Source organism: Sphingomonas sp. IC-11 (assembly GCF_021043365.1).
Lineage (GTDB): Bacteria > Pseudomonadota > Alphaproteobacteria > Sphingomonadales > Sphingomonadaceae > Sphingomonas.
On record NZ_JAJNDU010000002.1, the window covers coordinates 353,710 to 375,227 of the forward strand.

A 21,518-nucleotide genomic window follows, 5' to 3' on the forward strand; every position below is an offset into this window, starting at 1 on the left:
AGGGCTATTCCGCGGCTTCGAGCGAGACCGCGCTGGTACGACCGCGGCGATCATTCTCCAGCTCGTAGCTGACGCGCTGGTTCTGATTCAGCGTAACAAAGCCGGCGCGTTCCACGGCCGAGATATGGACGAACGCATCCGCGCCGCCATTGTCGGGAGCAATAAAGCCAAAGCCCTTGTCAGCGTTGAAGAACTTGACGGTGCCAAGATTAGCCATGTGTATTTTCCTTCTTGTTTCGGACGGGGGCCGACGACCGGTACGCCCCGGTGCCGCGGCAGCAGGGAAAGAAGGAAGAAGGTGCCGCAAAGCGCCAAAGACCGTCGATTTGCGACTGAAGCTTGCCCTATGTAGGGGCGCTGACCCCAAATAGCGAATCGCGCGCCCGATTATCGCGTTGGCGGAGCATGATGCTGGCGAAAAACTGGTCGCGGCGCGCCCAAAGATCATGCGGCGAACGATCCGCAAAGCCGGGCGGCGCAGGGCCGACCGCATAAGCCTCAAGTGCCGTCAGGCTGCGGGCGTAATCCTCGCTCCCCGCCTCGCCCTCCTCCTCGCCGTCAAAGTCGTCCGGCGGAGGAAAGCGGGTAAGCCATTCGCCGCCGAGTGGATCCCACCAGACGAGCGGCGCGGCATCAGGATCGGCGGGATCGGCGAACATCGCGTCGCCGGAAAGGCCGGCTGCCTGCCAATGTTGAGAAAGTTGAGACGCTGGCGCGCCCTGCGCGACGGGCGCGTTCATGGTGTCTGCGGCGGCGTGCGGATCGGTGGCGTCGTCCTCTGCCGTCGCGGGCGGCGCCGGCACGGCGAGGCGGAGCAGGCCGGCGGCCTCGGCGCGCGCCCATTGCTCCGCCGTCCAGCCCGCGCGCTGCGCCGGATCGAGATCGTCCACCGGCACCTCGCCCGCCGTGACGACGCCGGTGCGTGCGAGGCGATCGGCAGCGGCGAGCGCAAAGATCGGGGCAAGATCGGCCCGAGCGGCGGCATCATCGTCGCCCAGCCCGCCGCCAGTCAGCGTACCGCAGCGCCGCGCGAGAAACAGGCCGGCGCGCGCTCGGCCCTCATCGCGCGTGACAAGATCGAGATAAGCGTCGAACTCCTGTGCGACGAGCCGGGCGGCCTTCACATCCGCATCGGGCGCGGCCTCCACCTGGCGATCGAGCCGGGCGAGCAGCGACATGGCAAGGCGATTGTCATGGCGGTGGCGCGTCACTTCCGTCCCGTCGGCGCGGACATAGGTATCGACCTGCCCCTCCAGCGCACGGACGAGCAGGGTTTCGGCGATCGCTTCGCGCGCGACGAGCGAGGCGGCGCGCCAGCCGAGCGCGAAGGCGGCGCCCTTCGCGGTGCGGCGAAAGGCGTAGGCCGAGGCGGTGGAAAGGCCGACGCAGCGGCAGGCGGCCTCAACGCCATGCCCCTCCGCAATGGCTTCGAGGAAGCGGCGCTGGTTGGCGGCGGACCAGCCGTCGGCGCGGCGCGAGACGAGGGTGACAGCGTCTTCGGGCGCGTAATCCTCGGGCGTGGGGAGGAAAGTGGCCGGCGGATGGCTGGCCGCTGGTCCGGACGGGTTGGGATCGAAGAGGGACTGGCGGGGGATCATGCAGGCCTCGCTGATTTCGTTCTGGTTCCCCGGCGGCGTGGCGGCAGGGGCATCGACGGATTGCCGCGGCGGATTGCCTCGATCGGGCCGGGCGGCAGGGTCGGGCGTCGAAGTGGGCCGCGTCGCGCTACCAGCCTCGCTGGAGCCGCAGCCGATCGCGCGCGATCTCGCGAAAGAGCCGGTCGGTCGCGTCGCGGTTCGCGGCGACATCGGGTGGGGTGTGGGTGCGCTTGCCGATCAGCCCGCTGTCGATCAGCGACTGCCAGTGGCGCACCGCCCCGGTGTGACCATCGGTGATCGGGCCATCGGTGAAGATGGGAACGGGGAGCGGATGCGGCATCGATTTCGTCCTCGCGGGTGATCGCTGGACGGGGGAGTTATACCGAAACGGGGGTTGTAGGACAGCGCGCGCCGCGAGGGCGTAGCAAAGCTACGCACGAGCTCACCGGCGCGCGCCCGGCCAGCGGCGCCCAAGCGCCGACTGACGACGCGGCTTTGCCGCGGCGGGGCTGTTCCCGTTCCCTCCGTGACCCGTCATTCCCGAGAAGGCGGGAATCCATAAACGCCAGCGCTCACGATCGCGGGGGTTCGGAGGTTATGGATCCCCGCCTTCGCGGGGATGACGAAGAGGGGTTGTGCCGAAGTGGCGCTGTCTCATTGACCGTTGGCGTCCGGTCGTCACACAGCTCTGGACGGACCTCGCTCCCCCGCCGGGGCAGGGGAAGGCCAATGAGCGCGAGCAAGCCAGATACCGGCAGCGATCGGGTTGATCCCGACGACGCGCCGGAATGGACAGAGCAAATGTTCGAGACGGCCGAGTTCTCGGTCGCCGGAAAGGTCGTGCGCCCCACGACGGGCTATCTCGGCCCGAACGGCGTGGTGCGCGGCCGCCCGCCGCTGCGCGGCACGGCGAAGCGTCAGGTGACGCTGCGGCTCGATCCCGACGTGATCGAGAAGTTTCGCGAGGGCGGGCCGGGGTGGCAGGCGCGGATGGACGAGGCGCTGCGGAAGGCAGTGGATTGTGAACCAACGGACCCCGCACTTCGGCGCGCACTTTCACGTTGATTCTACACTCAAACTCGGTCCAACCTTCAAGTAAGGGGGCCGGATGCCAATCTCACATGCTTTTGCGTTTCTGATTCCGCCAGGAAAGGGAGTAGCCGGGGGAGGGGTGATATCTGGGAAAGATATCGCTATCGGTGCCGGAAAGCTGTTCGAGATGCTGGATGGTATCTTCTCGGGGGAAGGTTCGTCCCGTGATTTTGAGATTACATTCAACCCGGCGCCGGACGGTGCGCAGGTAAATGCTTGTCGAGATCTATTCATCGCCTTTGAAGCCGATCCTACAAATGAGAACGGCCGGAGAATTGCTGAGCGTCTGCAGGCGGTTACAGACAATCGTAGTGGTGTCGGGCTTCTGTTTCTACTCGCTGGCGCGAGCGGGTTAAGTAAACGCTTGGTCGTATCAAGATTTCCCACCGACCAAGCGGTGTTAGCTGAAGTCGGAAATGAGGGTCTAGACGTAGAGTTTTTAGAGCAGGTCTTCATCAAGAGACTGTCATCGTACAAGGCAATTAGACTAGAGCATAAGGTTCCATCAAGCGCCTTCTGGAAGGGTGTTGCTACTGATCGTCAGGCGGGGCAGTCTGGCGAACACATTTCGGAGTATTGGTTAAAAGATTTTCTTGACGCTGACTTTTCGGAAACGTCGGCAGCCGGAACAAGAAGGCTTGCGACCGCGCTAAAGCAAGCGCTGAAAAAAAGTCCTAATTTGTCGGTTAAGACGGAAATAGCACATGCGAGTTCTCTGGCTCCGGCGGCCTTCGAGGGCAAGGCTACGACGATCGACGAATTCTGTGCTCATTTTGGTTTCAGTAAAGCGACGCGCGAAACGATAAAAAGCCAACTTACAAAGCCAAGCTTATCGGGCAAGATGTTTACCTTCGATGCAAAGGAATTTAAGACGGTTGCGCCTTACAGAACGGTCGAGATGAGCAACGGCGCTATACTGACAGCACCGAACGAAGAGTTTGAAAGTGTATTCGAGACTGAGGATGTATCTGACGGTGTGGTCAGGTATATAACGGAAGGCAGGGTCAGCGACCAGAGATTGGCTCGGAAATGACAGCTGATATTCTAGAAGACTACAATAGGCGGTTCCCGATGCTTGTAGATGTCTCGGAACGTCTGGAGCGTCATTTAAGTGATCTTCTGCTGCCAAGGCCTCGGGTTGACCGGATCACGGCACGTGCAAAAAGCCCAGAGCGATTTTTAGCTAAGGCCCAAAAGGAAAGCGTCGAAGGTGGGGTTAAGTACGCGAACCCGCAATACGAAATACAGGATCAAATTGGGGCTAGGATTACAGTATTCTACTTACCCGATACGGTTGAGGTTCAAAACGAAATATCGAAGTACTTTAAATTTATAGAAGTTCAGCAGAAGGCCCCCTCATCCGAATCGGAGTTCGGCTATTTTGGTCTCCACTTCATCCTCAAGATGCCCAGCGACGTGGTTCCTGATGAGTACGAAGACGACATTCCGGAATTTTTTGAGCTTCAAATAAAAACACTGTTCCAACATGCTTGGTCCGAAGCGCATCATGATCTCGGATACAAATCATTACGTGACTTGCATTCGGATGAGCAAAGAAAGGTTGCATTCACAGCCGCTCAGGCGTGGGGTGCTGATGCGATCTTCGCCGAATTGTCTAAGTCTCTCGTCTATCACGACAATGATCCGTAGGTCTGCTGAACTTCCGGTCCTCACTCCGCCGCTTCGGCCTCCCGCTTCCCCAGCAAGGGCGCCAGATACTTGCCCGTAAATGACCGCGGTTCCGCCGCCACCACTTCCGGCGTGCCTTCGGCGACGATCTCGCCGCCCTTGACGCCGCCTTCGGGCCCCAGGTCCAGCACCCAGTCGGCGGTCTTGATGACGTCCAGGTTGTGCTCGATCACCACCACGGTGTTGCCCTGTTCGACGAGGGCGTGGAGCACTTCGAGGAGCTTGCGCACGTCCTCGAAATGCAGGCCCGTGGTCGGCTCGTCGAGGATATAGAGCGTGTTGCCGGTGGCGCGGCGGGAGAGTTCCTTGGCGAGCTTCACGCGCTGCGCCTCGCCTCCGGACAGCGTCGTCGCCTGCTGGCCGACCTTGATGTAGCCGAGGCCAACCTCGACCAGCATCGCCATCTTGTCGCGGATCGGGGGCACGGCCTTGAAGAACTCCGCCGCGTCCTCGACCGTCATGTCGAGCACGTCGGCGATCGAGTGGCCCTTGAACTTCACCTCCAGCGTCTCGCGATTGTAGCGCGCGCCGTGGCACACGTCGCAGGTGACGTAGACGTCGGGGAGGAAGTGCATCTCGATCTTGAGCACGCCATCGCCCTGGCACGCCTCGCACCGGCCGCCCTTGACGTTGAACGAGAAGCGGCCGGGCTTGTAGCCGCGCGCCTGCGCCTCCGGCAGGCCGGCGAACCAGTCGCGGATCTGGGTGAAGGCGCCGGTGTAGGTGGCCGGGTTCGAGCGCGGGGTGCGGCCGATCGGTGACTGATCGATGTCGATCACCTTGTCGAGATGCTGCAGCCCGGTGACCTTGTCGTGCTTGCCGGCGAGGATGCGGGCGCCGTTCAGCTGGCGCGCGGCGGCGGCGTAGAGCGTGTCGATGGTGAAGCTGGACTTGCCCGAGCCGGAGACGCCGGTGATGCAGGTGAAGGTGCCGAGCGGGATCGAGGCGGTGACGCCGGTCAGGTTGTTAGCGGTGGCGTTGTGCACCGTCAGCTTCTTGCCCGAGCCCTTGCGGCGCTTGGCCGGGACGGGGACCTCGCGGGTGCCGTTGAGGTAATCGGCGGTGACGCTGCCCTTGGACTTGAGGAGCTGCTTGAGCGTGCCCTGGGCGACGATCTGGCCGCCGTGGACGCCGGCGCCGGGGCCCATGTCGATCACATAATCGGCGGTGCGGATCGCATCCTCGTCATGCTCGACGACGAGCACGGTGTTGCCGAGATCGCGCAGGCGGCGGAGCGTGGCGAGCAGCATGTCGTTGTCGCGCTGATGCAGGCCGATCGAGGGCTCGTCGAGGACGTAGAGGACGCCGGAGAGGCCGCTGCCGATCTGGCTGGCGAGGCGGATGCGCTGGCTCTCGCCGCCCGACAGGGTGCCGGAGGTGCGATCGAGGTTGAGATAGTCGAGGCCGACGTTGTTGAGGAAGCCCAGCCGCTCGACGATTTCCTTGAGGATGCGCTCCGCGATGGCGCGCTGCTGGTCGTTGAGGTGATTGGGCAGGTCGGTGAAGAAGGCGAGCGCGTCGACCACCGAGAGGTGGGTCGCGTGACTGATGTCCTGCATCGCGACCTTTACCGCCAGCGCCTCGGGCTTCAGGCGGGCGCCGTGGCAGACCTCGCACGGCTGGGACGACTGGTACTTGCCGAGCTCCTCCTTCATCCACGCGCTCTCGGTCTGGAGCATGCGGCGGTTAAGGTTGCCGATGACCCCCTCGAACGGCTTGCTGACGTCGTAGCTCTTCTTGCCGTCGATGAAGGTGAGGGTGACCGCCTTGCCCTTGGTGCCGTGGAGGATGATGTTCCGCACCTCCTCCGGAAGGTCAGCCCAGGGGGTGTCGAGGCTGAAATCATAGGCGCGGGCGAGGGAGCCGAGCACTTGCATGTAATAGGGTGAGGGCGGGTTGGACTTCGCCCAGGGGACGACGGCGCCCTTCTTGATGGTGAGCGCGTGGTTGGGGACGACGAGATCCTCGTCGAAGATGAGCTTCTCGCCGAGGCCGTCGCACGCCGGGCAGGCGCCCTGGGGGGCGTTGAAGGAGAAGAGGCGCGGCTCGATCTCGGCGATGGTGAAGCCGCTGACCGGGCAGGCGAACTTTTCGGAGAAGACGATGCGGTTGGCGGGGATGCCGGCGTTCTTCATCGCGCCGCCGGACGCGGCCTCATCCTCGCGCCCCAGGACGACGCCGTCGGCGAGATCGACGTACGCGAGGCCGTCGGCGAGCTTCAGCGCGGTTTCGAAACTGTCGGCGAGGCGCGTCGCGATGTCCGCGTTCACCGCGAGGCGATCGACCACGACCTCGATGTCATGCTTGTACTTCTTGTCGAGCGCGGGCGCGTCCTCGATCTCGTGGATCTCGCCGTCGATCCGTACGCGGGTGAAGCCGGCCTTCTGCCACTCGGCCATTTCCTTGCGATACTCACCCTTGCGGCCGCGCACGACGGGGGCGAGGAGGTAGAGCCGCGTGCCTTCGGGCAGCGCCATGACCCGGTCGACCATCTGGCTGACGGTCTGCGCCGCGATCGGCTCCCCGGTGACGGGCGAATAGGGGATGCCGACACGCGCCCAGAGGAGGCGCATGTAATCGTAGATCTCCGTCACCGTCGCGACCGTCGAGCGCGGGTTGCGGCTTGTGGTCTTCTGCTCGATCGAGATGGCGGGCGAGAGCCCCTCGATATGATCGACGTCCGGCTTCTGCATCAGTTCGAGGAACTGGCGGGCGTAGGCGGACAGCGACTCGACGTAGCGGCGCTGCCCCTCGGCATAGATGGTGTCGAACGCGAGGCTCGACTTTCCCGAGCCGGAGAGGCCGGTGATCACCGTCAGCGTATCCCGGGGGATATCGACGCTTACGTCCTTGAGATTGTGCTCGCGCGCGCCGCGGACGGAGATGTGAGTCAGCATGCGTTTAGTTCTACTTCCGTTCCGGTCGGGAGGATAGACCGGAGATGTAGGAAGCGGGGGCGGGGCATGCCAGCCGGGGGACGGAATTGAGCGTTGTGCTGGCGTCGCGCGCCTGGCTCTGAACGACCTTCAGGCTGAGCGATGAGCGGCGGGCTGACATGAAAAAAGGGGGCCGGCGTGGCCGACCCCCCAGAAGTTGCAATCTGATCACTGGATCAGAAGCGTGCGCGGAAGCCCGCATAGAAGAAGCGGCCGCGGTTGTCGTAGATGCCCGAGCCGGTGGTGATGCCGGTCAGACCGTACGGCGGCTTGACGTCGCCTACGTTGTTGACGCCGAAGTCGAGCGTGAAATCGTCTTCCACGTCGATGCCGAACCGGATGTCGTTGTACACGACCGACGGATACTTGCGGATCGTCGCATAGTCCGGGTTCTGCGGCGGCTGACCGTTCACGCCGTTATAGTCTTCGAACGTGTTCAGATACATGCCGTCGATCCAGCGGATCGTGTGGCCCAGCGTGAACTGACCGAAGCGAAGATCGGTGAACGCGATCACCTGATCCTTCGGGTAGCTGAGCTCACCGGTCAGCACGTTCTTGAAGTCCGGACGCGACGGATCGGTGAACTGGTCGAGCTGGATCAGGTGAGTCCAGACCGCCTTGAAGTTCGCCCGCATGAAGCCGAAGTCACGGTTATAGGCCAGCTGCGTGTCGATGCCGCGCGTCTTGAAGCGGGCATAGTTCTGCGGAAGATCCTGGAACGATCCCTCGATGATCCGGAACGCCTCTTCACCGTTCGGGCCACCGTTGGCACCCGCGCGGGTGAACTGATCGCAGAACTGGTTGTTGAGGTTCGGTGCGTCGTAGCACGCGTTCAAGGCCTGCTGGACCGACGGCGACGTGATCACGTTGTTGACCGTGATGTCATAATAGTCGACCGACAGCGACAGACCCCGCACGAAGCGCGGCGTGAACACACCGCCCAGCGTCAGCGAGTTGGACGTTTCCGCCTCAAGCTGACGGTTGCCACCGCTCTGGATTTCCAGCGACGAGGTGTAGACGAAGTCATAGTCCGCCGGACGGCCAGCCGCCGCACAATTCGCCGCGCGCGTCGCCGAACCCGTGTTGATGTTGCGGGCCGAGCAAGGGTCGTTCGTCGGGTTGGGGGCGTAATTCTGACCAAGCGGCGAGTACAGCTCACCCAGATACGGCGAACGCACCGAACGCGAGTAACCGCCACGCAGCAGCAGGTCGTCGACCGGACGCCAGGTCGCGTTGCCGTTCCACGCCACGACGGTGCCGACCGAACCGGAGTAGTCCGCAACGCGGGCCGCACCCGAGATCGTCAGTTCCTTGATCAGGAACACGTCCTTCAGCAGGGGGATCGACAATTCGCCGAACGCTTCCTTCACTTCGAACGCCGGTGCGCGGAAGCTGGGGATTGCGTTGTAGAAGTTGTAGCCCGCCTGGGTCAGCGGATCGAGGTCATAGCTCAGCGTTTCGCGGCGATATTCGCCACCGACCGAGAAACCGACCGGGCCACCGGGCAGTTCGAACAGTTGGCTGGAATCACCCGCGACGAAGCCGTTGACGACGAGCTGCGTTGCCTTGCCCGAAGCTTCGGTCGGCGACAGGATGTAGTTGCGCGCAGCCTCGCTGACCGAGCCCTCGCCGAACGGGTTGAGCGGTACGCAGGCAGCGATATCGGCCGCGAGCTGTGCCGGATTGCCACCCAGGTCGCTGCCGGCATAGGCGCCGTCGACCTGCGCGCGGCAGACGATCTGACCAGCGGCGTTGCGCGTCGTGTCCAGCGCCAGCAGGTAGCGCTGGGTGTTCACGTTGCCGACGATCAGATTGTTTTCGCGGTGCTCACCGTAGTTCACCGAAACTTCGTAGTTCCAGTCGTCGTTGAAGTCGCCGCGGACACCACCGACGAAGCGGAAGGTATCACGCTTGATCTGCTCGTCGCGGATACCGAGGTCCAGCCAGTTGCGACGCAGGCTGAAACGATAGGTGCCAGCGTCGACCTGGGCCAGCGCTGCTGCCTGGTTGGCGGCGGCAGACGCACCGCTGAATGCGGCGCCCGTGTTCGGGTTCACGCCCGAAATGATCGAGTTGCGAAGCTGGCCCGCAATCGTCGCGCGGGCTGCCGCGTTGAGATACGGGTTGTCGAGGCGGATGCCTTCACGGTTGACGGAACCCGAACCAGCGTTCGAGTAGGAGCGGTCGGTGAACCCAGCGATCGCCACGCCATCGGAGAGCGTCTGGCCCTGCGAGAAGAACGGACCGCTCTGCGAGCCGCTTGCTTCGGTGCGAACGTACTTGGCCTCGAAGAAGGGGACGAAGCCCTCCGACACTTCGAAGTGGCCGAGCGCGTTGAAGACGTAACGCTTCACGTCGGGCGAGAGGGCGGTGAGGCGGCTTTCGCGGCTCGTCGTGCCATTGCCGCCGATGTAGTTGCCGTTCGGGCCCAGGCCGACCCGGTCGCCGGTCTGCGGCGTCAGGTTGCCGTTGCGATCGAACAGATAGCCGCAGGTGAAGGCCGCGCCGACTGCGTCAACGCCGCACCCCGGGTTGGCGCCCTGACGGAAGCCGAGCTGGCCACCCAGCGAAATCGTGGCGCTGCGCAGGTCGCGGAAGAACCTACGATCCGGCACATCGTCAAATGCAACACCGCTGTCGGTGTCGACGACGATGAAGGCGTCGTTCTGGCGCAGGTTCGGACGGCCAGACGCGTAATAGTCGCTCTGATGGGCGAATTCGGCGTTGAACGCGATGTTGCCGCGGCCGTCGGCGAAGTTCTTGCCGGCGACGAGCGAAAGATACTGGTTACCCGCATCGCCATAGTCGCTGATGCCGGTCTGACCGCGAAGCGCGATACCGTCATAGTCACGCTTCAGCTTGAAGTTGACCACGCCCGCGATCGCATCCGACCCGTAAACTGCCGACGACGCACCACCGGTGACGACTTCGATATTCTCGATCAGGTCGGTCGGCATCGCGTTGATGTCGACGGCGTTGCCGTTGTTGATGATGTCGGCCGACACATGGCGGCGGCCATTGACGAGCACCAGCGTGCGGGCACGGCCCAGCGAGCGCAGGTCGAGGAAGTTCACACCGCGAACACCGAGGCCCGAGGTGGAGTTCTGCGAACCCAGCGACGAACGGAACTGCGGAAGCTGGTTCAAAGCGTCACCGACCGCGACGCGACCGGTGGAGAAAATCTGCTGTGAATCGAACGTCGTGATCGGCGTCGGCGCATCGTCGTTGGGACGACGGATACGCGTACCGGTGACCACAATCGTTTCGTTGGACGGATCAGCTTCCTGCTCGCCGGTAGCGGCACCAACAGTCGACGGTTCGCCGGACTGCGGCTCGCTCTGCGCCAGCGCAACCCCTGGCACCACGACGGCGGCGGTCGCCAGCGCAGTGGCCGAAACCAGTGGAAAGTACGCATTGACAAACACCTTTTCATTACCCTGAACGTGGGCCGACCCGCAGACCCGTTCTGGTGCTTGATCGCAACCGTGCGGTGCAGCAGAAAGTGACTTTTGAAACTTTCGTGACATAACTGTCACATCGCATGCGGATTGGTGATGTCTGCGGCGTTGACCGGGCAATTGCGTGATCAACCGGGAACGGACCACGCGGGCGCCTGCGGCCCAGGGTGCGTGCCACGTAAATGGTCGCTTCGGCGGCCGCTTTCTCTTTGTGCTCAGCCTTCCACGCCGTCGAGGCGCGCGAGCAGGCGACCCAGGCGACCGCGTTTGTAGGCGATCGCCTGGTAGACGTAGAGGCTTGCCTTGGCCCAGCGGGTGTAGAGCGCGGGGCGGTTCAGTCGTTTGGCCGCAAAGGCCATTCGGTGGCTCCAGCGGGCAATGCCGGCGCGCAGGCGATAGATGGCGCGGCGGCGCGGCGGATGGCCGGTTGCCCGCGGGGCAACGCGCTTGACGGGCGTTACGCGGCGCTTTTGCCAGGTGAGGCGATAGGCCAGCCCCTCACGACGCTGGCGAAAGCCGGCGGCCTGGGTATTCGCGATGAAGTCCGCATCGACAGCCTTCAGGTCGAGGCGGCCGTCCGCGATCGCCGAGGAAATGCGGCCGGCAATGTCCGGCGAGCGAACGATCACCACGTTGGTGCCGCGGCCGTCGGAGGAGTAAGGCTCCACCCACGCATCCCCGAACGACACGTCGGCGCATTCCGCGACGACATCGTCGCATGCGTCGCAGGCGGAGTTCTGGAAGAAGCCGGCCCCCCAGTCACCATCGGCAAGGTGAAACCAGTCCTGCCAGCGCGCGGTGCCGTCGTCGAGGGTCAGGTGCGCGGTGTACCAATTGGCGGGGCGATCGGGATTTTTGCGGCGATATTCCACCGCGCGCACATCCTTGCGGTTCACATCGAGCTGCCAGGCGAAGCTGTCGACGAAGGCGGCGCTTTTCATATGACCGCAGAACAGGCCGAGCAGGTGGGTGATGCGTTCGTTCAGGATCGGATCCTGTTCGCGCAGCAGGCTGACCGCCTTGATGAAGCAGGGCACGCCGACGATAGCATAGCGGCCAGGCGTGGCGCGGATCTCGGCCAGCACCTCCGCGAGATCGACGGGATAATAGCGCGACCGGGCGCCTTCCAGGATCTGATCGGGGGTGCGCGAGATGCGGTAGTGGAACAGGCGCTCGCCAGTCGAGGGGATGACGTGCGCGACGCCGTCGATCTGACCGGATGCAAGCAGGTCTGCGGCGACCCAGCTGACCATGCCGCCGGAACTGCCGCGCTCGCGAAAAGGGGCTTGCTCGGCGTGGCCGACGTAATTGGCCTCGTAGCGGCCGAGGCGGGGATCGTGGTGAGAGGCTTTCGGGAAGCGGGCTGCGGCGAGTTGGTCCTCGTTGCGCGCCGCGGGGGAGAAGGGGCAGGTGGCGGCGAAGGCAGCGCCGCTCGGGGCGGGTGGGCTGGTTATCGTCGCCGAGGGAATGGCCCCTTCGGACAGCGCTGGCCGGGCCTGGTCTCCGCTGTGCCGCCCGACGTGCGATCCGTGCATTTGCGGATCGATGGTTGCCGGGGCAGGGTCGATCGTACCGGTTCGATAATTCGAGAGTGTCGCGGCGCTTGGCTTGCGCTGACCATAGCGATCCCAGGCCATGCCCTTTGTCGCGCAACCCCCGCAGCCGATGCACAGCCCCGATTCCACGATGTCGGCGGGAGTGAGGGCCTTAAGCGAGGGCATGGTCGAGGAAGCGGGTGGAGGCGGCGCGGGCGGTCGCGAGGCGGTCGGCGAGGTCGGCCGGCAGGGCCGCGAGGCGATCGGCGAAGGCGGTGTCGCTGAGGCCCTCGGCGACGAGGTGATCCTGCAGCCCCAGGATACGGGTGAGGTCCTGCACCTTGTTGCGGCGATAGGGCGAGGCGGCGCAGACGAACGGGCGATTGTGGCGGATCGCAAAGACGCAGCCGTGGAAGAAATTGGTCGCGACCGCGCACGCACCGGCGATCAATGAGGAGAAATCGGCCGCAGTGGCATCAATCCTGGCCTCGTCCGCGATTTGGCTGGGATAGCCGATCGTGACGAGGCGGGTGTCGGTGCGGTCCGCCCAGCGGCGAAGCTGAGCGGTAAACCAATCCGGGAAGCTGTGGCCGTACACCACGGCGTAACGCTTGCCGGCGGGTGTGGCTGCGTCGGGAATCACGTTCGGGAATTGCAGGCAGGGATCAAGGACGAGCGGGATCTCCCGCGCCAGGCCGGTGAGCAATGCGCGACTGTTCTCATCGCGCACGGAGATCGCATGGAAGCGGCGGAGGCGATCGAGCCAATGGTTGTCGATGCCGTCTGCCGCGTCGTGATTACCGACACTTGCCGCGTAGGAGACGAGGCGATCGGTGTTCAGCCCTTCGCCGAAGAAGATCGATGCGCCGGAATACCATGGATGGCGGAAGTTCCACACCTCGTCGCTGCCGACCACAACCGTGTCGTATCGCGGCGCGCGCGTCGGATCCTCGAGCGGGAAGGGCGGGGACAGCGGGAGCGCGTCGACGGCGGCGATCAGCGCGCGGGTCTTGCGGCCGAGCGCGGCGAAGTGGCGCGGATCGGTGCGGACGGGAAGCGTGGGCTGGAACGCGTTGCGCGCTTCGCGCCATTCCACGCGGCGCGAGCGGTGATCGAGCAGCTCGGCATCCACACCCCGGGCGCGGAGCCCCTCCACCAGGCAGCGCGCCTGCCAATAAGAGCCGTAGTTGATTGAACGATGGAAGGTGAGGACGCCAATCTTTCGTGCTGCCATGCCGATCAGCGACCGTAGATGAGGTCAAGCACCTCTGCCGAGCGGGCGAAATGATCGGCGGCGGGATCGAAGCGCGGGCTTTGCGCAAGCTGCGTCGCCCAAGCGGCGGCGGCACGGCCACCCCAATCGTCGGCACCGTCCGTCAAGCGGTGGGCCGCGGTACCGGTGAAGTGGTCGGCAGTGAAATCGTAGAAGCTGCCGCCGACGTTGCGGAAGGCGGCGCCGCCGTTGGTGCCGTAGAAATCGGCCGCGATCACCGCATCCTGCCCGGCGTGAAGGCGCCAGGAGCAAGTGAGCCGGACGTTGGTGCCGCCGGCGTTGAAGCTGGCGCTGGCATAATCCTCGACAGAGCCGGGGTGGAGTGGCTGACCGCCCGCAAAGAGCGCGGCGTGCGCGTCGGTCGCCTTGGGAAAGCCGAGCGCCCAAAGCGCGAGGTCGACAAGGTGGACGCCGAGGTCGACCACGCAGCCGCCGCCTGACTGTACCGGATCGTAGAACCACGGCTTGTCCGGGCCGTAGGCGTTGTGAAAGGTGAGATCGATCGCAAAGATGTCACCCAGCGCGCCTTCGCCGATCAGGCTGGCGATCGCTTCCATACCGGCAGTGTGGCGATAGGACAGATCGACGCCGAGCAGCCGATCCGCCTCTCGCGCGGCAGCGATCACCGCATCCACCTCTGCCGCGGTGCGGCCGAGCGGCTTTTGGCAGAAGACCGCCTTGCCCGCCTGAAGCGCCTGGATCGACTGATCGGCGTGCAGCGCGCTGGGCGTCGCGATCACCACGCCATCGATGTCGAGCGCGAGCATTGCGTCGAGCGAGTCGACGATGCGGATCGTCGGGGCGACATTAGCCGCCTCCGCGATACATTCCGGCGAGGGATCGCAGACGGCGACGGCTTCTACCGCCCCCGTTGCGACCATGGCAGCCATGCGATGCCGGCCGATCCAGCCGGTTCCCAGGAACCCGAGACGGGGCTTCATGCGTGTGTCTTTCAGGCCGAGGCGACGAGCTTGAGCGGTGCGGCCTGGGCGGGCGCATAGCGATCGATCATCTCGGCGCAGAAATCGGCAAACATCTGCGGATCGCGCGCCGGGCTGGTGTGATGCGGCTGTACGCCGAGATGCTCGGGCGTGAAGCAGAAGGTGACGGTGACCTCGAAATCGGCCAGCGCCTCCATCTGGCGATCGAACCAGTCGAGCGCGCCCGGGCGGAACCGATCGGCCCAGCTGAGGCCGGTGCGCAGCTTGCGCGTGCCGAGCCGCTTCAGCCAGCCGACTGCCTCGTCAAGCCGCGGATCCTCGAAATGGAACCATTGCATCAGCCCCATGTCGGCGGCGTGGCGCGCATAGACATCAAGCGCCGGCTTCGCCGTTCCGTCTTCGCGGATCAGGCCCATGTAGAAGTGACGGTAATAGCTCGATCCTTCCGCCTCGCGGTGGCGGGTGGTGGCGCCCCAGGACTGCGGCAGATCGAACAGCGAATACCAATAGATGTTCGGCACGCGGCCGACGAGCAGCTCCGCCGTCTTCTCGACGCCGAATACTTGCACTTCCTCCGCGCCGAACGAGCCGACGCCCACTTCCGTCACCCAGACCGGCTTGTCGCGGACCACCGCCTCGATCTCCGCGATCTTCTTGGGCCAGTCGTGGATCGACCACAAATTCCAGTCGAGCGGGAAGCCATGCACGGCAACCACGTCCACCGCGTCGAGTGCGCCATGCGCCCGCATCCGGTTCACCCATTGCGGGTCGATCGGGGACATGCCGCCCAGCACGCGTGTGACCGACGGATTGATCGCCGCGATCGAATTCCCCGCGCGAATGACGTGATCGGCGTAGGAGGACCAATCCGGGTCGATCTCAGGATCCCAATGCGATTTGTTGTTCGGCTCGTTCCAGATCATCGCCGCTTCGATCACGAACTTGTTCCCCCTTGGCTGGATAGACTGCCGTTGGACCATATTGGCCGAACGGAACCGGTGCGACCCGGCAGAAATAGACGTCGCCGTCGGCCTGAGCCTCGACGGTGAAGCCGGCGGCGCGAAGCATCGCCTGGCTGGCGGCAGCGTTGGGCGCCCACCAGTTCGTCCAGTCGCCGGCGAACTTGCGTTCAATGAAATGCATCTTGGGATAGCCGGGCGCATCGAAATAGGCCGGCTGCCGATAGGTGCCGGGTTCGAAGAACGGGTGATCCTCGGGCGCGTCGGCTACATCCTGCGAGCCCTGCTGAAGCGTTTGAAACAGCATGGCGTCGCCCGCCACATGCTCACGGATCAGGTCCAGCGCGAGCAAGGGGTGGCGCAGGTGATAGAGGACACCCATGAAGATCACGAGGTCGAACCTCTCGCCAAGCGCGGCGACGTCGTAGACCGATAGCTTGCGGAACTCGACGCCGGTGAAGCCGAGCGCGTCCGTGGCGAGCCGAGCCTGGGCGAGATAGCGATCGTCGCTGTCGATCCCCACGACCCGCTCGGCGCCGCGGCGCAGCGCCTCGACCGAGTAGAAGCCGGCGTTGCAGCCGATGTCGAGCACGCTCTTGCCGGTGAGGTCCGCGGGAAAGATCGGCGCAAAGCGGGCGAACTTGTCGCCGGGATAATTGCCAAGGAAATGATCGGGCGCGGTCTGCACGCCGTTCAGGTCGATGTTGTGAAACCACGGAGCGAGCGCGGCGATGCTACTACTTAGCTCGCGATCCCGCGTTTGGTCATTCGAACGTGCGGCTACCGGCATCGCGCCCCCTGGATGACGGCCCGCGACATGCGGCGCCCAAGATGATGGCCCCCAGCACGCGATGGCAGGGGGAACCTCGTTACGCCTAACGAACGTACTTCAAAGCTGTTCCCTGACCCGTTTCACCTGCGGCTTTCTCGTGGCCGCAGGGCAGGGGAGGGAACCTGCGACGCCTTCGCGACATTCAGCTTTGTTGATGGAGGAGGGCGCACTGAATTGGGTTTCAGCGATGCGGGCGGAGGATTACTCCCGCGCGTGGGCACTTTCCGCGCGCGATCTGGCGACGCGTGATCCCGCGACGCGTGACGATCCAAAGCTGCCCTATCACTTGCGCTGGGTATGGGATGGTCGCCCCTTCGATGGGCGGGACGTGCTGGTGCGGTGCTATCACGGGCTGGGTGACACGATCCAGTTCGCGCGGTTTCTGCCCGCGCTGGCCGCCCGTGCCGCACGAGTAACGGTGGAGGCACCCGAACGGCTGCACCCGTTGCTCGCCAGCCTCGACGCTCCGTTGACCCTTGCGCCGTTCGACCATGCCCATCCGCTTCCGCCGGCAGATTGCGACCTTGAAATCACAGAGCTGCCCTTTGCGCTGCGGGCAAAGCCAGACGCGAGCGACTTTCCCTATCTGCGCGCGAGCCCGGCCGCATTGCCCGCAGGTACGATCGGCCTGTGTCATCAGGGCGGTGACTGGGATCCGGCGCGCTCCCTCGATCCGGTGCTGTTCGCGCCAATCGCTGCGGCCAAGCGCTGTATCACGCTGGTTGCCGAACCAACGACACTGCCGGTACTGAATCCGGCGGGCTGCCCCTTTGCCATGGATGCGACGGCAGCGCTGGTGGCCGCCTGCGATCTGGTCATCACGGTGGACACGATGATCGCACATCTGGCCGGCGCGCTCGGCCGCCCCACCTGGCTGCTGCTGAAGGCGGAGCCGGACTGGCGGTGGAACCCGGCGGCGACGAACACGCCGTGGTACCCGGACATGCGCCTTTATGTGCAGGAAACGCCGGGCGACTGGGCAGGCGTGATCGCCCGCGTCGTTCGCGACCTGACCAACCCGAACACCATTGTCACCAACCACGAAAGGTCGGCCCATGGCGAGTATCGCAGCACCGTCAGTTCCCGTGTCCTGGGGTGAATTGCTCGACAAGATCACCATCCTGGAGATCAAGCGCGAGCGGATCACGCGCGCCGAAGCGCGGGAGAATGTGCTGCGCGAATATCGCCTGTTGCGCTCCATCGGTGCGCAGGTGCTGAACCGGAGCGGCATCGCCCCGCTGGTCCGCGCGCTGAAGGCGGTGAACGAAGCACTGTGGGAGATCGAGGACGCCATTCGGGAGCAGGAGGCGGCGCGCGAGTTCGGCGCTGATTTCATCCGGCTCGCCCGCGCCGTCTATCAGCGCAATGATGAGCGGGCAGCGATCAAGCGCGAGATCAACCTGAAGCTGGAATCCGATCTGATCGAAGAAAAGAGCTACGCCAGCCGCGTAGCTGCCTAGCGGTTCACGATTCCGCCGCTGGGCCTTGCAGCCCCGGGGGCGGCGCGGCCGTTCGATCGGGATCGCGTCCGTGCTGGCGATCCAGCAGGCGCATGGCCGGGGTGACCGTCAGCCCGTGAAGCAGGATCGAGAACAGCACGGTGATGCCGACGATCGCCCATAAGCGATCCGCCTCGGCCAGTTCCATCCGGTTGAGGGCATAAGCGAGATAGTAAAAGGAGCCGACGCCGCGAATCCCGAAAAAGGCGATGGTGAGCTTTTCCGACCGATCCGCCCGGAAGCCAGCGAGGCCGATCAGCCCGGTGACCGGACGAACGATCAGGATCATCAACGCCGCCGCCACGATATCGGTCCAGCGCAGCGCCGCCAGCAAGCCATCCACGAGCGCGCCGCCGAACAGGATCAGCAGCACCATCATGGCGATTCGCTCCACCTGTTCGGTGAGGGCGTGCATCTGATGGTTGAATTCATGATCGCGATGCGACCGGCGCAACGCCAGCGCGGTGACGAACACCGACAGGAAGCCGTAGGCGTGAACCACCTCCGTCAAACCATAGGACACGAAGGTGGCGGCCACCGCGATCAGGCCATCGCCGGTGGCCGCCAGCTTGGTTTCGGCGGGGACGTGAAAGGTGAGCCAGCCAAAGGCCTTGCCGATCAGCCAGCCGGCACCCACGCCCACAGCGACCTCCCACACCACATTTTCCAGAACCCAGGTCTTCGCCCAGGGCTGGCCAGTGGCGGCAAGGGTGCCGAGTACGATGGCGAGGTGCACGAATGGAAAGGCGAACCCGTCGTTAAGCCCGGCCTCTGACGTCAGGCCGAAACGGACCTCGTCTTCGTCATTCGATTTGGGCGGACCGACCTGGACATCGGCGGCAAGCACCGGATCGGTCGGCGCCAGGCAGGCACCCAGCAGCAGTGCCGCGATCCAGCCAAGGCCAAGCCACCAGGCACCCAGCAGGGTGATTGCGGCGATCCCCAAAGGCATGGTGATCGCGAGCAGCCGCCATGTCACGCCCCAGTGGCGCCAACGGAAGATCCGGTCCAACTTCAGGCCCGCCCCCATCAGCGCGATGATCACGACGAACTCGGTCAGCCGCTCCGTCACGTCCGGATAATCGAACGGCATCGGTTGCCATCGCACGGCGGGGAGCGAGAATATCGCCGCACCGATGCCGATGCAGATGATCGGCAAAGACAGCGGCAGCTTGCGCAGCGCCATCGGCAACCATGCGACAAGAGCGATCAGCACCCCCGCCCCGGTCAGCCACAGGATGTACGGATCGGGGGTGGAGAATGAGGGCATCCGCGGTGTAACGCCTCAACACCGGATTGTTGCGGTGCGACGGCGTGCCCGGGGGGCGAGATGGACCCGCTTCGGTCATGGACGGCGGGCGTGCACTCCTGTCGTGAGCGCCAAGTCAGGGAAGGGCGGGCTTTGCGGACGAAACTGAGTTCCTGCCGCCGCAAGCTGCGCTTTGCCGAGGAAGCGAACGCGCTTGCCGCCGCGCAGAAGGCGGCCATCACGCTGCGCATCTATCGCTGCGATCGCTGCGGCCAGTTTCACCTGACGAGCCGGACCAAAGGGAAGTGGACGCCGCGACAGCCGGGGTGACCGCGGCCGTCAACCGCAGCGAACGGGCGGTTACGCCGCCCCTTCCACCGGTGCAGCGCCATGGGCGACGAGAATGCCGTCACATCCGGCAATCGCGCCGGTGCCCCGCCGTGTCCGCTTTGCCACGTAAAGCGCTTCGTCCGCGGCCTTCATCAGCGAGGGCCGATCAGCATGAGCCGCATCGCGGACGCAGGCACCGATTGTTGCCGACACTGTGATCCCGGCGTGGGGATCGGCGCCTTCGCCATAGACAGTGTGGCGAAGGTCGGTGAGCAACTGCTCGATCCCCTCCGCCAGCCGTTCGGCCGCGTGGCTGCCGCGGAGCATCACCACGAATTCGTCGCCGCCAAGGCGAGCGGCCAGATAGTCACCGAGATAATCGGCAGCGCTGAGCTTGGCGGCCATGGCGCGAAGCACCTCGTCGCCAGTGGGATGGCCGAGACGATCGTTCACTTCCTTGAAGCGGTCGAGATCGATGATGGCGACGGCAAGGGCGGAGCCACAGGCAGGGGTAGTGACGAGTGCCTCGTCCAGCGTTCCGTTGAAGGCGCGGCGGCTGGCGAGGCCGGTCAACTCGTCAGTGAGCGCGAATTCCCGCAGCCTTCGCTCCACCTTGTAGCGTTCGGTGATGTCCTGCATCACGCCGATGATCGCCACCACGCGACGGTCGCGAACTTCGGCTTCGCCCATCAGCCGGATGCGACGAAGCATGCCCTTGGCATTGATGAGGTCGACCTCCAGATCCCAGGGCTGACCATTCACGGCGCAGGCAGCCAGCGCCTCCTGCACCCGCGCCCGGTCGGCCGGCGGATAATGGAGCAGTGCCTTCTCCAGCTCCGGCCTGCCGACGGGCGGCAGTTGATGGATCGCATAGGTCTGGGCCGACCAGTGCGTATCGTTGTTCGCGAGGTCGAGACGCCAGGAGCCGACACGCGCCATGCGTTCCGCCTGTTGCAGCAAGCGGTGGGCACGTTCGCTCTCGATCAGCGCCTGTTGCCGCGACAGGGCGAGCTTCAGGCTCTCGATCCGTTCACGGCGTGCTTCCAGAGTGCTTTCGATGACGCCGGCAAGACCCTGCAGCAGCGCAAGCTTTTCGGGGGTGAACGTCAGCAGGCGATCATCCGCGACGCACAGAGTGCCGATGGGCAGCTTGCGCGCATCAGGCGACGTGCCCTGGCGCAGCGGGACACCGGCGTAGGAGCGGATGTGCGGGGGGCCGGTGACCACCACGCTCGACACGAAGCGCGGATCCGCGAGCATGTCGGGAATGACGAGCATGTCGTCGGTCGCGACGACATATTGGCAGATCGAGAATTCGCGCGGTGTTTCAGGTTCATCCAGGCCGCAGCGTGCCTTGAACCACTGGCGGTCCGCATCGACCAGCGACACAAAGGCCATGCGGGAGTCGAAGATGTGACGAGCCGCCTGGACGATCGCCTCAAACTCGGGCTCCGACGGCGTATCCAGCACCTCCAGCGAACGCAGCGCCGCGAGGCGTTCCTCTTCGTAAACCGGGAACATGGCCGCTACTTAACCGGCCATGCATTAGATCCAGGTTAACACGGTCCGTCGTGCCTCAACGCAGCGGCTTTTTTTCCAGCTTCCGCGCAAGGGTGCGGCGGTGCATGCCGAGACGGCGGGCAGTTTCCGAGATGTTGAATCCGGTTTCGGCCAGCGTTTCGTTGATCCGTTCCCATTCGAGCGTTTTGATGGAGGTGCTGCGCCCTTCGATCGGCACATCGGCATTCCCCTCCGCCGCCTTGCTGAACGCGGCCTCGATGTCATCGGTATTGGAAGGCTTGGCCAGGTAGTGACAGGCGCCAAGCTTGATCGCCTCCACCGCCGTGGCGATGCTGGCGAAGCCGGTCAGCACCACAATCAGCATGGCGGGATCGAAGCCATGCAGCCTTTCGACACAAGCGAGGCCCGACGCGTTGCCGAGCTTCAGATCGACGACCGCGAAGCCCGGCCGGGCCTCTTCCAGCACCGCCTCCATCTCAGCGGGACCATGCGCCAGCCAGACCCTATAGCCGCGTCGTTCAAACGACCGCTGAAGCGTGCGCGCGAACGTTTCGTCGTCCTCGACGATCAGGATCCGGCGTTCGGTGCTCATCGCTGTCTCCGGCA

General features: G+C 64.6%; 19 protein-coding genes. 6 read left to right on the forward strand and 13 right to left on the reverse strand.

The window, feature by feature from the left end; translation table 11 throughout:
- Positions 1-4 precede the first annotated feature (4 nt).
- The 3 genes from LQ954_RS10295 to LQ954_RS10305 form a co-directional block, all read right to left on the reverse strand.
- On the reverse strand, positions 5-217 hold the full coding sequence (locus LQ954_RS10295) for a cold-shock protein (RefSeq protein WP_227771683.1): 213 nt from the start codon (positions 215-217) through the stop codon (positions 5-7).
- A gap of 127 nt (positions 218-344) precedes the next feature.
- Positions 345-1,598, reverse strand: a complete 1,254-nt coding sequence (locus tag LQ954_RS10300; RefSeq protein ID WP_231022974.1) for a hypothetical protein — start codon at positions 1,596-1,598, stop codon at positions 345-347.
- A 127-nt stretch (positions 1,599-1,725) separates the two neighbouring features.
- Complete coding sequence (locus LQ954_RS10305; protein ID WP_231022975.1) at positions 1,726-1,938, reverse strand: hypothetical protein; 213 nt, start codon at positions 1,936-1,938, stop codon at positions 1,726-1,728.
- Positions 1,939-2,327: 389 nt separating this feature from the next.
- Here LQ954_RS10305 and LQ954_RS10310 point away from each other — a divergent pair, with 389 nt between their 5' ends.
- The 3 genes from LQ954_RS10310 to LQ954_RS10320 are packed head-to-tail and all read left to right on the forward strand — an operon-like array spanning position 2,328 to position 4,340.
- A complete protein-coding gene (locus tag LQ954_RS10310; protein WP_231022976.1) occupies positions 2,328-2,663 on the forward strand; it encodes a BrnA antitoxin family protein in 336 nt (111 codons plus the stop codon).
- Positions 2,664-2,706: 43 nt separating this feature from the next.
- Complete coding sequence (locus LQ954_RS10315; protein WP_231022977.1) at positions 2,707-3,723, forward strand: hypothetical protein; 1,017 nt, start codon at positions 2,707-2,709, stop codon at positions 3,721-3,723.
- Positions 3,720-4,340 (forward strand): GTP pyrophosphokinase, encoded by a 621-nt coding sequence (locus LQ954_RS10320; RefSeq protein WP_231022978.1) that lies wholly within the window; start codon positions 3,720-3,722, stop codon positions 4,338-4,340. The genes LQ954_RS10315 and LQ954_RS10320 overlap by 4 nt, the downstream gene beginning before the upstream one ends.
- A 20-nt stretch (positions 4,341-4,360) precedes the next feature.
- On the opposite strand, the gene uvrA is transcribed toward LQ954_RS10320, so the two are convergent.
- The 7 genes from uvrA to LQ954_RS10355 all read right to left on the reverse strand — a co-directional run bounded on the left by uvrA (position 4,361) and on the right by LQ954_RS10355 (position 16,271).
- Positions 4,361-7,276 carry an excinuclease ABC subunit UvrA gene (gene uvrA, locus LQ954_RS10325; protein WP_231022979.1) on the reverse strand — a complete coding sequence of 972 codons (2,916 nt, stop codon included), beginning with the start codon at positions 7,274-7,276 and terminating at the stop codon, positions 4,361-4,363.
- Between the two features lie 215 nt (positions 7,277-7,491).
- A complete protein-coding gene (locus LQ954_RS10330; protein WP_231022980.1) occupies positions 7,492-10,740 on the reverse strand; it encodes a TonB-dependent receptor domain-containing protein in 3,249 nt (1,082 codons plus the stop codon).
- A 248-nt stretch (positions 10,741-10,988) separates the two neighbouring features.
- A complete protein-coding gene (locus tag LQ954_RS10335; RefSeq protein ID WP_231022981.1) occupies positions 10,989-12,494 on the reverse strand; it encodes a Coenzyme F420 hydrogenase/dehydrogenase, beta subunit C-terminal domain in 1,506 nt (501 codons plus the stop codon).
- The gene (locus tag LQ954_RS10340) at positions 12,481-13,542 is read right to left on the reverse strand and encodes a polysaccharide pyruvyl transferase family protein (RefSeq protein ID WP_231022982.1); all 1,062 of its coding nucleotides are present in this window, start codon (positions 13,540-13,542) and stop codon (positions 12,481-12,483) included. The genes LQ954_RS10335 and LQ954_RS10340 overlap by 14 nt, the downstream gene beginning before the upstream one ends.
- Positions 13,543-13,547: 5 nt before the next feature.
- Positions 13,548-14,522 (reverse strand): Gfo/Idh/MocA family protein, encoded by a 975-nt coding sequence (locus LQ954_RS10345; RefSeq protein ID WP_231022983.1) that lies wholly within the window; start codon positions 14,520-14,522, stop codon positions 13,548-13,550.
- Positions 14,523-14,533: 11 nt separating this feature from the next.
- Positions 14,534-15,460: a glycosyl hydrolase gene (locus tag LQ954_RS10350; RefSeq protein ID WP_231022984.1), complete on the reverse strand. Its 927-nt coding sequence runs from the start codon at positions 15,458-15,460 to the stop codon at positions 14,534-14,536.
- Entirely contained in the window at positions 15,402-16,271 is an 870-nt protein-coding gene (locus LQ954_RS10355; protein WP_231022985.1) for a TIGR04290 family methyltransferase, read from the reverse strand. The genes LQ954_RS10350 and LQ954_RS10355 overlap by 59 nt, the downstream gene beginning before the upstream one ends.
- Positions 16,272-16,467: 196 nt before the next feature.
- Between LQ954_RS10355 and LQ954_RS10360 the strand changes: the two genes are divergently transcribed.
- The gene (locus tag LQ954_RS10360; RefSeq protein WP_231022986.1) at positions 16,468-17,412 is read left to right on the forward strand and encodes a glycosyltransferase family 9 protein; all 945 of its coding nucleotides are present in this window, start codon (positions 16,468-16,470) and stop codon (positions 17,410-17,412) included.
- Entirely contained in the window at positions 17,369-17,773 is a 405-nt protein-coding gene (locus LQ954_RS10365; protein ID WP_227771671.1) for a DUF6165 family protein, read from the forward strand. The genes LQ954_RS10360 and LQ954_RS10365 overlap by 44 nt, the downstream gene beginning before the upstream one ends.
- A gap of 4 nt (positions 17,774-17,777) precedes the next feature.
- Here LQ954_RS10365 and LQ954_RS10370 read toward each other — a convergent pair whose 3' ends face one another.
- The gene (locus tag LQ954_RS10370; RefSeq protein ID WP_227771670.1) at positions 17,778-19,082 is read right to left on the reverse strand and encodes a cation:proton antiporter; all 1,305 of its coding nucleotides are present in this window, start codon (positions 19,080-19,082) and stop codon (positions 17,778-17,780) included.
- Between the two features lie 132 nt (positions 19,083-19,214).
- Here LQ954_RS10370 and LQ954_RS10375 point away from each other — a divergent pair, with 132 nt between their 5' ends.
- A complete protein-coding gene (locus LQ954_RS10375) occupies positions 19,215-19,391 on the forward strand; it encodes a hypothetical protein (protein WP_227771669.1) in 177 nt (58 codons plus the stop codon).
- A gap of 30 nt (positions 19,392-19,421) precedes the next feature.
- On the opposite strand, the gene LQ954_RS10380 is transcribed toward LQ954_RS10375, so the two are convergent.
- Positions 19,422-20,912, reverse strand: coding sequence for a diguanylate cyclase domain-containing protein (locus LQ954_RS10380; protein WP_227771668.1), 1,491 nt, complete (start codon positions 20,910-20,912; stop codon positions 19,422-19,424).
- A gap of 55 nt (positions 20,913-20,967) precedes the next feature.
- On the reverse strand, positions 20,968-21,504 hold the full coding sequence (locus LQ954_RS10385; RefSeq protein WP_227771667.1) for a response regulator transcription factor: 537 nt from the start codon (positions 21,502-21,504) through the stop codon (positions 20,968-20,970).
- Positions 21,505-21,518: the final 14 nt, after the last annotated feature.

Excerpts from the sequence above, each read along its gene's own strand:
- LQ954_RS10335 (WP_231022981.1), bottom strand. The coding sequence starts at position 12,494 with ATGCCCTCGCTTAAGGCCCTCACTCCCGCCGACATCGTGGAATCGGGG.
- LQ954_RS10385 (WP_227771667.1), bottom strand. The coding sequence starts at position 21,504 with ATGAGCACCGAACGCCGGATCCTGATCGTCGAGGACGACGAAACGTTC.
- LQ954_RS10305 (WP_231022975.1), bottom strand. The coding sequence starts at position 1,938 with ATGCCGCATCCGCTCCCCGTTCCCATCTTCACCGATGGCCCGATCACC.
- LQ954_RS10360 (WP_231022986.1), top strand. The coding sequence starts at position 16,468 with ATGGAGGAGGGCGCACTGAATTGGGTTTCAGCGATGCGGGCGGAGGAT.
- LQ954_RS10310 (WP_231022976.1), top strand. The coding sequence starts at position 2,328 with ATGAGCGCGAGCAAGCCAGATACCGGCAGCGATCGGGTTGATCCCGAC.
- LQ954_RS10340 (WP_231022982.1), bottom strand. The coding sequence starts at position 13,542 with ATGGCAGCACGAAAGATTGGCGTCCTCACCTTCCATCGTTCAATCAAC.
- LQ954_RS10345 (WP_231022983.1), bottom strand. The coding sequence starts at position 14,522 with ATGAAGCCCCGTCTCGGGTTCCTGGGAACCGGCTGGATCGGCCGGCAT.
- LQ954_RS10320 (WP_231022978.1), top strand. The coding sequence starts at position 3,720 with ATGACAGCTGATATTCTAGAAGACTACAATAGGCGGTTCCCGATGCTT.
- LQ954_RS10380 (WP_227771668.1), bottom strand. The coding sequence starts at position 20,912 with ATGTTCCCGGTTTACGAAGAGGAACGCCTCGCGGCGCTGCGTTCGCTG.
- LQ954_RS10355 (WP_231022985.1), bottom strand. The coding sequence starts at position 16,271 with ATGCCGGTAGCCGCACGTTCGAATGACCAAACGCGGGATCGCGAGCTA.
- uvrA (WP_231022979.1), bottom strand. The coding sequence starts at position 7,276 with ATGCTGACTCACATCTCCGTCCGCGGCGCGCGCGAGCACAATCTCAAG.
- LQ954_RS10370 (WP_227771670.1), bottom strand. The coding sequence starts at position 19,082 with ATGCCCTCATTCTCCACCCCCGATCCGTACATCCTGTGGCTGACCGGG.
- LQ954_RS10295 (WP_227771683.1), bottom strand. The coding sequence starts at position 217 with ATGGCTAATCTTGGCACCGTCAAGTTCTTCAACGCTGACAAGGGCTTT.
- LQ954_RS10300 (WP_231022974.1), bottom strand. The coding sequence starts at position 1,598 with ATGATCCCCCGCCAGTCCCTCTTCGATCCCAACCCGTCCGGACCAGCG.
- LQ954_RS10365 (WP_227771671.1), top strand. The coding sequence starts at position 17,369 with ATGGCGAGTATCGCAGCACCGTCAGTTCCCGTGTCCTGGGGTGAATTG.
- LQ954_RS10315 (WP_231022977.1), top strand. The coding sequence starts at position 2,707 with ATGCCAATCTCACATGCTTTTGCGTTTCTGATTCCGCCAGGAAAGGGA.